This window comes from Sinorhizobium sp. BJ1, assembly GCF_002531555.1.
In the GTDB taxonomy this organism is placed as follows: Bacteria; Pseudomonadota; Alphaproteobacteria; order Rhizobiales; family Rhizobiaceae; genus Sinorhizobium; species Sinorhizobium fredii_B.
Window position 1 is genome coordinate 374,788 of record NZ_NWTH01000004.1, and the last position, 14,660, is coordinate 389,447.

A 14,660-nucleotide genomic window follows, 5' to 3' on the forward strand; every position below is an offset into this window, starting at 1 on the left:
GAGAAGGAACGGTACTATGGCCATCAACCTGCAAAAGCCGGACATTACCGAGCTGAAGCCCCGTATCACGGTCTTTGGCGTCGGCGGCGGCGGCGGCAACGCCGTCAACAACATGATCACCGCGGGCCTCCAGGGCGTCGATTTCGTCGTCGCCAACACGGATGCGCAGGCGCTCACCATGACCAAGGCCGAACGAATCATCCAGATGGGTGTTGCCGTCACCGAGGGTCTCGGCGCCGGCTCGCAGCCTGAAGTCGGTCGTGCGGCCGCCGAAGAATGCATCGATGAGATCATCGATCATCTGCAGGGTACGCATATGTGCTTCGTCACCGCCGGCATGGGCGGCGGCACCGGCACGGGCGCGGCGCCGATCGTCGCCCAGGCCGCCCGCAACAAGGGCATCCTGACCGTCGGCGTCGTCACCAAGCCCTTCCAATTCGAAGGCGGGCGTCGCATGCGCATCGCCGACCAGGGCATCGCCGACCTGCAGAAGTCGGTCGATACGCTGATCGTCATCCCGAACCAGAACCTGTTCCGGATCGCCAACGACAAGACGACCTTCGCGGACGCCTTCGCCATGGCCGACCAGGTTCTCTATTCGGGCGTTGCCTGCATCACCGACCTCATGGTCAAAGAAGGCCTCATCAATCTCGACTTCGCCGACGTCCGCTCGGTGATGCGCGAAATGGGCCGCGCCATGATGGGCACGGGCGAAGCCTCTGGCGAAGGCCGCGCCATGGCCGCCGCAGAAGCCGCGATCGCCAATCCGTTGCTCGACGAAACCTCGATGAAGGGCGCTCAAGGCCTGCTCATCTCGATCACCGGCGGCCGCGACCTCACCCTCTTCGAGGTGGACGAGGCAGCCACGCGCATCCGCGAGGAAGTGGATCCGGACGCCAACATCATACTCGGCGCGACCTTCGACGAAGATCTCGAAGGCCTGATCCGCGTATCCGTGGTGGCAACCGGCATCGATCGTGGAGCTGCGGAGGTCTCCGGCCGCTCTGCCGACTTTCGTCCGGTAGCGCCGAAGCCGATCGTCCGTCCGTCTGCAGCCGTTCAGGCCCAGCCGCAGCAGCAGATCGTCGCTCAACAGCCGGCGCCGCAGCCGCAACCGGTGCAGCAGCCGGTTCAACAGAACACGGTCGACCACATCGCGCTGGCGATCCGCGAAGCGGAAATGGAGCGGGAGCTCGATATCGCTACGCGCGCCCAGGTCGCCGTACCGGCTCCTCAGGTCCAGGAAGAGACCTTTCGCCCGCAGAGCAAACTCTTTGCCGGCGCCGCTCCGGTGGAAGCCGCTCCCGTAGCACGCGCGCCGCAGCCGATGCCGCGGCCCGTCGAAACTCCGATGCAGGCTCAGGTTCAGCCGCAGATCCAACCGCAGCCGGTTCGCCAGGAGCCTGCTCCGGTCGTTCGCCAGCAGGCCGAGCCGGTGCGCATGCCGAAAGTCGAGGACTTTCCGCCCGTCGTGAAGGCCGAGATCGACCATCGCGCACAGCCAGCGGCGGCGCTTCAGGAAGAGCGTGGTCCGATGGGCCTTCTCAACCGGATCACCAGCTCGCTTGGGCTGCGTGAGCGGGAAAGCCAGAACGTCTCCTCCGACATGACGTCGGCGGCACCGAGCGCCGCTTCCCAGCAGCGCCGCCCGCTGTCTCCGGAGGCGAGCCTCTACGCTCCGCGCCGCGGCCAGCTCGACGATCATGGCCGCGCGGCGGCGCAGATGCGCTCGAATGAGGACGATCAGCTCGAGATCCCGGCGTTCCTGCGCCGTCAATCGAACTGATTCGCAGTCCGTTCCTTCACCTTGCCGATGCCCGGGCGACAGCCCGGGCATTTTCACTTTGTCGTTTTGTCTCAATAGGTTGAACATTCCATTGTGCGCATATGAATTGCGTAACAAAGCGAAACGAACAGTGATTTGGAATGGTGCCTCCGAACTCTTATTTTCAGCAGCGGAAAGGGGACGCATGCGATTCCATCGGACGCTGTTAGTTCGAAGAACTTGGCTTCGGCCGACAGCTGCCGGGCCACGATTGATTGGTCTGCGCTGATATCGCGGCGTCCCGAAAGAGTTTGGCTTCGGCCCTAGTTGATTGAAAGTGACGAAGAGAATGGGAATCGAACTGCTCGGGTTTCAGACGACGATCGCAAGCCCGATAACCCTCAAGGGATTTGGCGTCCACTCCGGCGTCGAGGTGGAGATCACCTTCCATCCGGCCGAGGCGGATGCTGGCATCGTGTTTCAGCGGGTGCTTCCCGGCGGGCGGGTGAGCGAGTTCAGAGCCGTCTCGTCGCAGGTCGGCAATACCGACCTGTGCACCGTCCTCGGACTTTCGCCTGCGACATCGATCGCAACGATTGAGCACGTCATGGCGGCGGTCTATGCGCTTGGCCTCGACAACCTGCTGATCGAAGTCAGTGGCGCGGAAATGCCGATCATGGATGGCAGTTCCGAGCCTTTCATCGACGCCATCGAGCAGGCGGGGATCCGGGCGCTCGCGGTCAAGCGCCGGTACATCCGCATCCTCAAGCCGGTTCGCATCGAATCCGGTGCTTCCTGGTCTGAATTCACGCCCTATGACGGCATGCGCTTCGAAGTCGAGATCGATTTCGATTGCCCGCTGATCGGCCGTCAGGCCTGGAAGGGCGACATGACGCCGGCGGTCTTCAAGCGGGAACTGTCGCGGGCGCGGACCTTCGGCTTCATGCGTGACGTCGAGCGGCTGTGGGCTGCCGGCTTCGCACTTGGCTCTTCGCTCGAAAACTCCGTGGTGATCTCGGACGACAACACGGTCGTCAATGTCGAAGGTCTTCGCTACACGGACGAGTTCGTTCGCCACAAGACGCTCGACGCCGTGGGCGACCTTTCCTTGGCGGGCGCGCCGTTCCTCGGCTGCTATCGTTCCTATCGGGGTGGCCACAAGATGAACGCCAATGCTCTCAAGGCACTCTTGAGCGACCCGACCGCCTACGAGGTTGTGGAAACTGCGTCGCAGCGCCAGCGCACACGCTCGCGCGAGTTGGTGGCGGTCGCGGCTCCGGGCTTTGCGCCCTGGTCTGCCTGAGAAAAAAAGTTCACTACGTCTCCAGTCGCCGGCCGAAAGGCCGGCTTTTTCACGGCCGGTCTCAGCGAAGCGCGGCGGAACTCGGTGGAAAAGAGTGCATACGCCTCGGAAACCCACCCGAAGCGCCACAAATTTGCATGAATTGCCGATCATGACGTTGCGGTCTGGAGGCAACTTGCTCTAAAACGCGCAAGTCTGGCGGATGCCAACCGCTACTGCATGTCTCCTTAAATCGACCTCGATCTAAGGACAAAGACATGCAGCAATCTAAAGTGCTACAGCGACCTTTGCGCGTCTGATAAGACGCGCGACGCTGTAGGTGAAACGGGAATATCCGATGGTCCTTGCAGTTTCTGTTGACATGAGAAAATCAGTGCGCGTCGTCGCGGTCGTCCTTGCGGCTATCGCCGGCAGCAGCCTGATCACCGCCTGCCAGAACGACCCGGATATCGATATCACCAAGCTCACCGCGGAAACCGATCCGCCGGAAGTGCTGTATAACCAGGGCCTCGCCAACCTGAACGCCGGCAAGACGACGGAAGCGGGGCGCAAATTCGACGCCATCGACAAACAGCATCCGTTCTCCGAATACGCCCGCAAGGCGCTGGTGATGAACGCCTTCGTCGCCTACCGCAACGGCCAGTATCAGGACGCCATCAACTCAACCAGCCGTTATCTGAACCTCTATCCTCAGTCGGAAGACGCGGCCTATGCACAATATATCCAGGGCCTCGCCTACACGAAGCAGATTCCGGCAGTGACGCAGGACCAGAAGCCGGCCCAGAGGGCGATCGACGCGATGCAGGTGGTCGTCGACAAGTATCCGGACTCCGAATATGTCGACGACGCGCAGGCCAAGATCCGCTTCGCCCGCGACCAGCTCGCCGGCAAGGAGATGCAGGTCGGCCGCTACTACCTCGAGCGCAAGGAGTATCTTGCCGCCATCTCGCGTTTCCGCGTCGTCGTCGAGCAGTATCCCAACACCAACCAGGTCGAGGAAGCGCTGGCGCGTCTCGTCGAGGGCTATTTCGCCATGGGCGTGACGGCAGAAGCCCAGACGGCGGCAGCGGTTCTCGGGCACAACTACCCGGACAGCCAGTGGTACGCCGATTCCTATAAGCTGCTGCAGTCGGGCGGTCTTGAACCGCGCGAAAGCGGCACGTCCTGGATCGCGCGGGCGGGCAAGAAACTCATCGGCGCCTGACTGTCTCAGCGCTGCCAAGGAAGATATGACACCGGATGCTCGCCCAGCTCTCGATCCGCGATATCGTCCTGATCGAACGGCTTGACCTCAGCTTCGACGCGGGGCTCTCGGTGCTGACCGGCGAAACTGGCGCGGGCAAATCCATTCTTCTCGACAGCCTGTCGCTGGCGCTTGGCGGCCGCGGTGACGGTTCGCTCGTGCGCCATGGCGAGGAGAGGGGGCAGGTGACTGCCGTCTTCGACGTCCCGCCCGGTCATGCGGCGCGGCTTCTGCTGCGCGAAAACGGCATCGACGATGACGGCGACCTGATCTTCCGCCGGGTGCAGTCGGCGGACGGCCGCACCAAGGCCTTCGTCAACGACCAGCCGGTGAGCGTGCAATTGATGCGCCAGGCCGGACAGGTGCTCGTCGAAATTCATGGCCAGCACGATGATCGGGCGCTTGTCGACATCGACGCGCACCGCGCGCTGCTTGATGCCTTCGGCGGGACCACCGAGGCGGCGCAAGAGGTCGGGACGCTTTATCGCGCCTGGCGAGACGCCGAGCGGGGGCTGAGGAAGCACCGCGAGCGCGTCGAGGCGGCAGCACGGGAGGCGGACTATCTGCGCTCCTCCGTCGAGGAACTGGAGGCGCTGGCGCCAAGGGATGGCGAGGAGGAGGAACTCGCCGAAAGCCGGGCACGCATGATGAAGGTCGAGCGTATCGCCGGCGACATCAGCGAAGCATCCGAATTCCTGAACGGCAACGCTTCGCCGGTTCCGCTGATCGCCTCCCTGGTGCGGCGCCTCGAACGCAAGAGCCACGAGGCGCCGGGCTTGCTGGAAGAGACCGTCGAGCTTCTGGACGGGGCGCTGAACCAGCTCTCCGACGCGCAGATGGCGGTGGAACGGGCGCTGCGCGACACGGAATTCGACCCGAAGGAACTGGAGCGCGTCGAGGAGCGGCTTTTCGCGCTGCGCGCCGCCAGCCGCAAATATTCGGTGCCCGTCACCGAACTGCCGGCGCTTGCCGTTAGGATGATCGCGGAGCTTGCGGATCTCGACGCCGGCGAGGAGAAACTGAAACAGCTCGAAGTGCAAGTGGCCGCCGCCAAAGCGGCTTTCGACGCGGCGGCACGCGCTGTTTCGGAAAAGCGCCACAACACGGCGACCGCGCTCTCGGCCGCCGTCATGGAAGAGCTGCCAGCATTGAAGCTCGAGCGCGCCCGTTTCATGGTCGAGGTCGCCAGCGATTCCAACTCGCCGTCGGCGGAGGGCATCGATGTCGTCGAGTTCCATGTTCAGACCAATCCCGGCACGCGGCCGGGGCCGATCATGAAGGTCGCTTCGGGCGGCGAGCTTTCGCGTTTCCTCCTGGCGCTGAAGGTGGCGCTCGCCGATCGCGGTTCGGCGCCGACGCTTGTTTTTGATGAAATCGACACCGGCGTCGGCGGCGCCGTTGCCGATGCCATCGGCCAGCGGCTGAAGCGGCTTTCGAAGACCGTTCAGGTGCTTTCCGTCACCCACGCACCCCAGGTTGCCGCGCGCGCCGCGACACATCTGCTGATCTCGAAGGGGCCGTCGGCGCAAAGGGCCGAAATGATCGCCACCCGCGTCGCCCGCATGGACGACGAGGCGCGCACCGAGGAAATCGCCCGCATGCTCGCCGGCGCCTCGATCACCGAGGAGGCGAGGGCGGCGGCAGCGCGGTTGCTGGCGGGCAACGGCTGACCGCAACCACCTTTCTTTCGCGCAGGTTTACTCTACGGCACCGCGCGTCTTTCAGGCGCGCAAAGCTCGCCGTAGCACTTTGAATTGCTGGATGATTTTCTCCTCAAATTGATTCCGATTTGAGGAATCATGCAGTAAAAAGCGACTCGCAGATCCGGAGTCGCCATCCATGCTGAGTGAGAAGAAGCCCGTCGAGCAACTGACCGAAGTCGAAGCAGCGGAGGAACTCACCTTCCTTGCGGCGGAACTTGCGCGCCACGATGCGCTGTATCACGGGCAGGATGCGCCGGAAATTTCGGACGCGGACTACGATGCGCTGAAGCGCCGCAATGACGCGATCGAGGCACACTTTCCGGCGCTGATTCGCGATGACAGCCCTTCGAGGAAGATCGGTGCGGCCCCGTCGCTGACCTTCAAGCCCGTCGTCCACGCCCGGGCGATGCTGTCGCTCGACAACACCTTTTCCGATGAGGACGCCCGCGATTTCGTCGCCGGCATTTACCGCTTCCTGGGCAAGCTGCCGGACCATTCCATTGCCTTTACGGCCGAGCCGAAGATCGATGGGCTTTCCATGTCGCTGCGCTACGAGAACCGGCGGCTGGTGACGGCGGCAACGCGCGGCGACGGTACGACGGGCGAGAACGTCACCGCCAATATCCGCACGATCCGGATGATCCCGCAGACATTGCCGGCCGATGCGCCCGATGTCGTCGAGGTCCGCGGCGAGATCTATATGGCGAAATCCGATTTTGCTGCGCTCAATGCGGAGATGGCGGCGCAGGGCAGGCCGCTCTATGTCAATCCGCGCAACACTGCGTCCGGGTCGCTGCGGCAGCTCGATGCCAAGGTGACGGCGAGCCGCAAGCTGCGCTTTTTCGCCTATGCCTGGGGGGAAATGTCGGCCATGCCCGCCGATACGCAGTTCGGCATGGTCGAGACGTTCAAAGCTTGGGGCTTCCCGGTCAATCCGCTGATGCAGCGAATATCCTCGGCCGACGAACTGCTCGAGCACTATCACCACATCGAGCGCGAGCGGCCGGATCTGGACTACGATATTGACGGCGTCGTCTACAAGGTCGACCGGCTCGATCTGCAGGCGCGCCTCGGCTTCCGCTCACGGAGCCCACGCTGGGCGACGGCGCACAAGTTCCCGGCCGAACAGGCCTTCACGCGGCTCAGGGGCATCGACATCCAGGTCGGCCGCACCGGTGCGTTGACTCCGGTTGCGCGGCTGGAGCCGATCACGGTGGGGGGAGTCGTCGTCACCAATGCGACGCTTCACAATGAGGACTATATCCGCGGCGTCGGCAACAGCGGCGAGCCGATCCGCGAGCGGCGCGATATCCGCATCGGCGACATGGTCATCGTCCAGCGGGCAGGGGACGTCATCCCGCAGATCGTCGACGTGGTGATGGACGAGCGGCCGGAGGCGGCGGAGCCCTACAGGTTCCCGACCACATGCCCGGTCTGCGGCAGCCATGCGGTGCGCGACATCAACGAGAAGACCGGAAAGGTGGACGCGGTGCGCCGCTGCACCGGCGGCTTCGTCTGCCGGGCCCAGGCCGTCGAGCACCTGAAGCATTTCGTATCGCGCCACGCCTTCGACATCGAGGGGCTTGGATCGAAGCAGATCGAATTCTTCTTCGAAAGCGAGGATTCGGCGCTGTCGATCCGCACCGCGCCCGACATCTTCACGCTGGAGCGCCGGCAGGAGGCGTCGCTGACCAAGCTCGAAAACATCGAGGGTTTCGGCAAGGTCAGCGTCAGGAAACTCTATGAGGCGATCAATGCCCGCCGCTCGATCGCGCTTCACCGCTTCATCTACGCGCTCGGCATTCGCCATGTCGGCGAGACGACGGCCAAACTGCTCGCGCGTTCCTATGGCAGCTATGAACATTTCGGCGCGGCGATGGTCGAGGCGGGGAGCCTCGTCGGCGACGCCTGGAACGAGCTCAATAGCATCGAGGGGATCGGCGAGGTCGTCGCCCGCGCCATCGTCGAATTCTACAAGGAGTCGCGCAATCTCAAGGTCGTCTCCGACCTGCTCGAAGAGGTGACGCCGGAAAGTGCCGAAACGCGAGTCACAACGGACAGCCCCGTCGCCGGCAAGACGGTGGTCTTCACCGGCTCGCTCGAAAAGATGACGCGCGACGAGGCCAAGGCGAAGGCGGAAAGCCTCGGCGCCAAGGTGGCGGGCTCGGTCTCGAAGAAGACCGATATCGTGGTGGCCGGCCCCGGCGCCGGCTCGAAACTCGATAAGGCCCGCGAACTCGGCATCCAGACCATGGACGAGGACGAGTGGCTGGCGCTGATTGGTGGTTAACTCCGGGCTTTCAATTAGGTGTGGCAGCGCTCCATGGCGCAGACGCGCCGCTTGAGTACTATGCCCTCGGCTGGATCCGACTGTCCTCTGACGAAAGCACTCGGCTGATCAGCCCTGTTGTTGCGCCGACATATCCATCCACATGAACTCCCAGACATGGCCGTCGGGATCCTGGAAGCTCACGCCGTACATTGATCCGTAGTCGATCGCCGGCTTCCACGGCTTGCCGCCGGCGGCGATCGCCTTGTCGAACATTTCGTCGCATTCGGCCCGGCTCCCGGCGGAGAGCGCGGTGATAACTTCCGTAGCCCTCGCCGTGTCGCTGATCTCACCGATGATGAAGTCGCGGAAGCGCGGCTCGGTCAGAAGCATGGCGAAGATGTTGTCGTCGATGACCATGCAGGCGGCCGAGTCGTCCGAGAACTGCTCGTTGAAGGTGAAGCCGAGGGAGGAGAAGAATGCCCGGGAGGCTTTCAGGTCCTTGACCGGCAGATTGACGAAAATCATGCGCATGGGGTGCTCCTCGTGACTGATGTTGGTCTCTGCCGACAAGGACGAAACACGACCTCGCCGGCCGACAGGCGGAAGTGAAATCTAACTGGCGTCCCGGCACCGACTTTCAAGCATCGAGATCGGTCCGGCATCGGCGTGTAGTTTCGAAGCGAGGATAATATCCACTGCTCCAAGGCAGGCCGCCGGCAATCGACCTGCTGTCCCTCTCGGCGGTCCCCCTTCGCACCATTTCCATTTGTGTTTTTGCGCTGCACAAGATAGACCTTGCAGCCAAAATTTGTGCAATTGCCTTTTCGCGGGGCTGGCCGCTCGCCATATCAGCGAAACGGGACGTTTCTTTCCCGTCCCGGCGGATTGGAGGGTCCGGAGATGAAGACCATAACCACCATCGCCGAGTTGCGCGCAGCCCTTGCAGAGCACCGGCGCGGCGGTAAATCGATCGGCCTTGTTCCCACCATGGGCTATCTTCATGTCGGCCACATGGAACTGGTGCGCCGCGCCCGCGATGAGAACGACGTGGTCGTCGCCAGCATTTTTGTCAATCCGCTGCAGTTCGGCCCGAATGAGGATCTCGCCAAATATCCGCGCGATCTCGCCCGCGACGAGGCGATGCTGTCCGAAGGCGGCGTCGATTTTCTCTTCGCTCCGGGTGTTGCCGATATGTATCCGCATCCGATGGAAACCGTCGTAGACCTTCCGAAGCTCGGCTCCGAGCTGGAAGGCTCGGTGCGCCCCGGGCATTTCGCCGGCGTTGCGACGGTGGTCACCAAGCTCTTCAATATAGTCCAGCCGGATCGCGCCTATTTCGGCGAGAAGGATTTCCAGCAGCTCCAGATTATCCGCAGGATGGTCGAGGATCTCGCCCAGCCTGTTACCGTCATCGGCGTGCCGACCGTGCGCGAAGCCGACGGGCTCGCCTGTTCTTCACGCAACGTCTATCTCACTGCGGATCAGCGCCAGGCCGCCGCGATCGTGCCGAAGGCGCTGGACGAGGCCGAGCGGTTGATCGCCAGCGGCGTCACCGATCCGGCGGCTGTCGAAAAGGGCGTCACCGAATTCCTATCGAGCGAGCCGTTGGCGCGACCTGAGGTCGTGGCACTCCGCGATCCGCAATCGCTTGAGCCGGTCAGCGAGATCGGCGAAAAGCCGGTGCTACTCCTGCTCTTCGTCCGCTTCGGCGCGACGAAGCTGCTCGACAATCGCGTCATCGCTCCGAAATCCGCCCGTTTTGCAAAGGTTGCCTGAGAATGAGCGTCCAGACCACGAAGCGGCGGCTCAGCCCCGCCAGTATCGAAGCCTTGAAGGGTGAACGGCCGATCGTCAGCCTCACCGCCTATACGACGCCGATCGCGCGGCTGCTCGACCCGCATGTGGATTTCCTGCTCGTCGGCGACTCGCTCGGCATGGTGCTCTACGGTCTCGACACGACCGTCGGCGTCACGCTCGACATGATGATCGCCCACGGCCAGGCGGTGATGCGCGGCTCTGAGCGCGCTTGCGTCGTCATCGACCTTCCGTTCGGATCCTATCAGGAATCGAAGGAGCAGGCCTTCCGCACTTCCGCACGCATCCTGAAGGAAACCGGTTGCAGCGCGGTCAAGCTCGAGGGCGGGGCGGAAATGGCTGAGACGGTCGATTTCCTCGTCAGCCGCGGCATTCCGGTGCTTGGCCATGTCGGGCTGATGCCGCAACTGGTCAACACCACCGGCGGCTATCGCTCCGTCGGACGCAACGAGAAGGAAGTGGCGAAGATCCGACGCGATGCCAAGGCGATCGACGACGCCGGCGCTTTTGCAATCGTGGTCGAGGGTACCGTGGAACCGGTCGCCCGCGAGATCACCGCGACCCTGCGTTGCCCGACCATTGGAATTGGCGCGTCGCCGGCTTGCGACGGCCAAATCCTCGTCTCCGACGACATGCTTGGCATTTTCAACGATTTCAAGCCGCGCTTCGTCAAGCATTTCGCCGAGCTCGCTCCGGCGATCTCGACGGCGGTGGAAGCCTATGCCAACGAGGTGAAGGCTCGCACCTTCCCGGGAATCGAGCATACGTTCCAGGTGAAGCGCTAGACCGGTCTTGAATGGCGACTGGGCAGCGGGTCATTCATGGCGCCAACGCGCCGTGGCTGGCTTCCCGTGACGAGCTCAGGAATGAGGGTGAGTGGGAGCTACGCCGCCTTTGGCGGTTCATGGTCCGGGGCGCGCCTGCTCTTCTAACCATCATAAATTTCAATCACTGCATCAGCGCAATTGAATTGTCCCAGCCTGCCACAAGGCCTATCTGTCCCGCACAAGAGCTTTCGGGTGCGTTAGTCGCGCATCGTGCTCCGACGGGAGAGCATTTTATGGACAGAAACGAGTTCCGTCAGGGGCTTCGCGGCGGCTTCCCGATCATGGTGGCGGCATCGCCTTTCGGCGCTCTGTTCGGGGCGCTGGCCGTCGACAACGGTTTTACCATCGCCGATGCGGTGTTCATGAGCGCCATGGTCTATGCCGGCGCCAGCCAAATGGTCGGCATCGAGCTGTTCGGCAACAATGTCCAGCCCTGGTTAGTGGTGCTTTCGGTTTTCGCCGTCAATTTCCGCCACGTGCTCTATTCGGCTTCTATCGCCAGGCACATCCGCCACTTCACGCTGGTCCAGAAGTTCTTCGCCTTCTTCCTGCTGATCGATCCGCAATATGCGGAGAGCGAAAGGCGGGCCGAGCATGGCCTCCCGGTCAGCTTTTCCTGGTATCTCGGCTTCGGCCTAGTCATCTATTTCCCCTGGCTTATCAATACGGCAATCGGTGCAGCCTTCGGGCAATTGATCGGCGATCCGAAGGCGATCGGCCTCGACGTGCTGCTGCCCATCTATTTCCTCGGACTGGTGCTCGGCTTCCGCAAGCGCGACCGCTTCCTGCCCGTTGTCGCAGCCAGCTCGGTCGCCTCGGTTGCTGCCATGCATTTCGTCGGTTCGCCCTGGCATGTCAGCATCGGCGCGCTTGCCGGCGTCCTGCTCGCCGCCTGCTTGCCGCTGGAACGGGAGCCGCGTGAGATGCATGCCGTGGAAAAGGGGGCCTGAACCTTGGACGCTGAGCATCTCAACCTGATCTATCTGATCATCGCCGCGGCGGTCGCCACCTTCGCCACCCGGGTCGGCGGCTATGTGCTGATCACGCAGTTCAAGCAGATCCCGCCACGCCTCGAGGCGGCGCTGAACGCCGTTCCGGCCGCCGTGCTGACGACACTTGTGGCACCGGCCTTCGTCTATGGCGGCTTCGACGTCGCCGCTTCGATGCTTGTCGCCTTTGCGGCCGGGCTCCGCTTCTCGACGCTCCGGATGCTGCTCGTCGGCTGGGTTGCGGTGATGGTGGTCCGGCATCTGATCCTGTAGATCAAGCGCCGGCGCGCGGGTGGGAAGGCGGTGCATTGGCGCAGGCACGGTCCTGGACTATCATTCCTTCAATGCCGGAGAGGCATGTACCCTCCGGCTGTGGAGGAGCGACAATGATTACCAGGATCTCAATTGCCCTTATGTTGGCGCTCGCGCCTATGGCCGCCTTTGCCAACCAGTGCCCCACGACGATGGCCGCAATCGACGCGGCTATGCCCAACGCCTCTCTTTCCGAAGCTGACAAGGCGAAGGTCATGGAGTTGCGGCAGAAGGGTGAACAGCTTCACCAGTCCGGCGATCACGCCGGTTCGGAGGCGGCGCTCGGCGAAGCAAAGAAAATGCTGGGAATCTGAAGGGAAAGGCGGGCCCGTCCCGGCATTTCCGCTTCCTTTTTAGAGTTTGTCCCGGGAAAATTCGGTAGCTCGCATGCAATCCAGTAAAATTCTCGGGTTACACGGGGGCGCCGGGGTGCCTATAACGGCGTTGTTGGTAGAGACATCGAACCTCCCAACGGAGGCCCGGCTGCCCCCCTGTAGCCCCAGCCCACGCCGCCGGGCCTCCCTTAGCAACCGCCATACGCCCCTCTGACTCAGCGTGAAACCGGTTCCGTCGCGGCCTTCAGCCAGTCGCGCGTTTCATCATCGGCGATGAGCGGCAGCAGCTTTTCCCGGGTCTCGGCGTGGTAGTCGTTCAGCCAGCCGAGTTCCTCTTCCGTCAAAAGGGCCGGCAGGACGAGCCGGCGATCGATCGGGCAGTAGGTCAGCGTGTCGAAGCCGAGCATCGGCTGATCGCCGCCGTCGATTTCCGAGGCCTCCCGGACGACGACAAGATTTTCGATACGAATGCCGAAGGCGCCGGGACGGTAATAGCCGGGTTCGTTGGAAAGCATCATGCCGGGCAGCAGTTCCTGGGTGGCAAGCCGGGCGATCCGTTGCGGGCCCTCATGGACCGAAAGGTAGGAGCCGACTCCGTGGCCGGTCCCGTGCGCATAGTCGGCACCGGCCTTCCAGAGCGCGATGCGGGCGAGCGGATCGAGATCGACGCCGCGAGAGCCCTTGGGAAATCGTGCCGTGCTGATCGCGATCATGCCCTTCAGCACCAGGGTGAAGAAGCGTTTCTGCTCCTCCGGCGCGCTGCCGATTGCAACGGTGCGGGTGATGTCGGTCGTGCCATTGACGTATTGCGCGCCCGAGTCGATGAGGAACATGGTCCCCGCCTCGATCGGCCGGTCGGTATCCGTGGTGACGCGGTAATGCATGATCGCGGCGTGCGAGCCTGCGCCTGCGATGGTGTCGAAGGAAATGTCCTTCAACGGGTTCTGCATGCGCTCGCCGACCGTGGCGCGCACTGCCTCCAGTTTCTCCGCCGCGCCGATCTCCGTCACGCTGCCGGGCTCGCTTCTGTCGAGCCAGGCGAGGAATTCGACCATCGCCGCGCCGTCCTGCAGATGCGCGCGCAGCGAACCGGCGATCTCTGCTGCGTTCTTGCGGGCACGGGGCAGGCGGGCGGGATCGGTGGCCTCGATGACGGAGCCGCCCTTGGAGCGGATCCGTTCGCCGATTGCGAAGGGAGCGAGATCCGGATCGATCATGATCGCGGCGCCGTCCGAGGCGAGGGATGCCAGCCGTTCGTCGAAATTCCCGGGGGGCACGATATCCGCAAGCTGGGTCAGGTAAGCTTCCTGTTCGATGCCGGTCTTGCGCTTGTCGAGGAAAAGCTCGGCGCGGCCATTCGCATGAATGACGGCCCGCGCCAGCGGATGCGGCGTGTGCGGCACGTCGCTACCACGGATATTGAAGGTCCAGGCGACGGAGGAGGGGTCGGTCAACACCACGGCGGCCGCCTTGGCCTTTGCGACGGTCGCGGCAATCGCGGCGATCTTGTCCTTTGCCAATTGTCCCGCATGCTCGATCGGCTGGATGGTGACGCGGCCGAGGGGAGCCGCAGGCCTGGCGGTCCAGAGCCAGTCGAGCGGATTGTGGTCGAGAACGACGAGCGCGCCGCCGATTGTCGCAAGCGCCTTTTCGAGACGGCGGACTTCGGCCGCGGTGTGCAGCCAGGGATCGACGCCGAGACGGAAACCTTTCGGTGCGTGCGCCTCCAGCCAGACATGCGGCGGCTCGCCGACGAGGTCGCCGCCGGTAAAGACGCTGCCGTCCACCTGCTCCTTCAACTGGGTTACGTAGCGGCCGTCGACGAAGACAATTGCTTCACGCTGCGTGATGAGGGCGACACCTGCCGATCCGGTGAAGCCGGTCAGCCAGGAGAGCCGTTCGGACGAGGCCGGCACATATTCGCCCTGAAACTCATCGGCCCGCGGTACGAGGAACCCGTCGATCCCGAGCGGCGCGAAAGCGGCACGCAAGGCGGTGGCCCGCTCCTTGCCGAACTGGGGCGTGGAGGTGACTTCGAAGGACTGAAACATGATTATTTCCATAGGGTTTGGCGGAGAACCGCAGGGAATGTGGCG

At 63.3% G+C, this 14,660-nt stretch carries 12 protein-coding genes; 10 read left to right on the plus strand and 2 right to left on the minus strand.

The genetic code is table 11. The features are described 5' to 3' along the window. Positions 1-16: 16 nt before the first annotated feature. The 5 genes from ftsZ (at position 17) to ligA (ending at position 8,304) form a co-directional block, all read left to right on the plus strand. Positions 17-1,786 (plus strand): cell division protein FtsZ, encoded by a 1,770-nt coding sequence (ftsZ, locus tag CO676_RS07890; RefSeq protein WP_097520196.1) that lies wholly within the window; start codon positions 17-19, stop codon positions 1,784-1,786. A gap of 328 nt (positions 1,787-2,114) precedes the next feature. Beyond that, positions 2,115-3,068 carry a UDP-3-O-acyl-N-acetylglucosamine deacetylase gene (gene lpxC, locus CO676_RS07895; RefSeq protein WP_097520198.1) on the plus strand — a complete coding sequence of 318 codons (954 nt, stop codon included), beginning with the start codon at positions 2,115-2,117 and terminating at the stop codon, positions 3,066-3,068. A 337-nt stretch (positions 3,069-3,405) separates the two neighbouring features. Then, entirely contained in the window at positions 3,406-4,272 is an 867-nt protein-coding gene (locus CO676_RS07905) for an outer membrane protein assembly factor BamD (RefSeq protein WP_097520202.1), read from the plus strand. Between the two features lie 35 nt (positions 4,273-4,307). Beyond that, positions 4,308-5,981: a DNA repair protein RecN gene (gene recN / locus CO676_RS07910; protein WP_014765155.1), complete on the plus strand. Its 1,674-nt coding sequence runs from the start codon at positions 4,308-4,310 to the stop codon at positions 5,979-5,981. A gap of 169 nt (positions 5,982-6,150) precedes the next feature. After that, the gene (ligA, locus tag CO676_RS07915) at positions 6,151-8,304 is read left to right on the plus strand and encodes an NAD-dependent DNA ligase LigA (protein WP_097520204.1); all 2,154 of its coding nucleotides are present in this window, start codon (positions 6,151-6,153) and stop codon (positions 8,302-8,304) included. 108 nt (positions 8,305-8,412) lie between these two features. Here ligA and CO676_RS07920 read toward each other — a convergent pair whose 3' ends face one another. Beyond that, on the minus strand, positions 8,413-8,817 hold the full coding sequence (locus CO676_RS07920) for a VOC family protein (protein WP_014765153.1): 405 nt from the start codon (positions 8,815-8,817) through the stop codon (positions 8,413-8,415). Positions 8,818-9,186: 369 nt separating this feature from the next. On the opposite strand from CO676_RS07920, the gene panC reads away from it, so the two are divergent. From panC to CO676_RS07945, 5 genes are all read left to right on the plus strand, one after another. Further along, positions 9,187-10,062, plus strand: coding sequence for a pantoate--beta-alanine ligase (gene panC / locus CO676_RS07925; RefSeq protein ID WP_097520205.1), 876 nt, complete (start codon positions 9,187-9,189; stop codon positions 10,060-10,062). Positions 10,063-10,064: 2 nt separating this feature from the next. Continuing rightward, positions 10,065-10,886 carry a 3-methyl-2-oxobutanoate hydroxymethyltransferase gene (gene panB / locus CO676_RS07930; protein WP_097520207.1) on the plus strand — a complete coding sequence of 274 codons (822 nt, stop codon included), beginning with the start codon at positions 10,065-10,067 and terminating at the stop codon, positions 10,884-10,886. Positions 10,887-11,161: 275 nt separating this feature from the next. Next, on the plus strand, positions 11,162-11,878 hold the full coding sequence (locus CO676_RS07935) for an AzlC family ABC transporter permease (protein WP_014765150.1): 717 nt from the start codon (positions 11,162-11,164) through the stop codon (positions 11,876-11,878). Between the two features lie 3 nt (positions 11,879-11,881). Continuing rightward, positions 11,882-12,190 carry an AzlD family protein gene (locus CO676_RS07940; RefSeq protein ID WP_097520209.1) on the plus strand — a complete coding sequence of 103 codons (309 nt, stop codon included), beginning with the start codon at positions 11,882-11,884 and terminating at the stop codon, positions 12,188-12,190. Positions 12,191-12,303: 113 nt separating this feature from the next. Further along, on the plus strand, positions 12,304-12,543 hold the full coding sequence (locus CO676_RS07945; RefSeq protein WP_041414520.1) for a hypothetical protein: 240 nt from the start codon (positions 12,304-12,306) through the stop codon (positions 12,541-12,543). A gap of 236 nt (positions 12,544-12,779) precedes the next feature. On the opposite strand, the gene CO676_RS07950 is transcribed toward CO676_RS07945, so the two are convergent. Then, positions 12,780-14,615, minus strand: a complete 1,836-nt coding sequence (locus CO676_RS07950; protein WP_097520211.1) for an aminopeptidase P family protein — start codon at positions 14,613-14,615, stop codon at positions 12,780-12,782. Positions 14,616-14,660 lie beyond the last annotated feature (45 nt).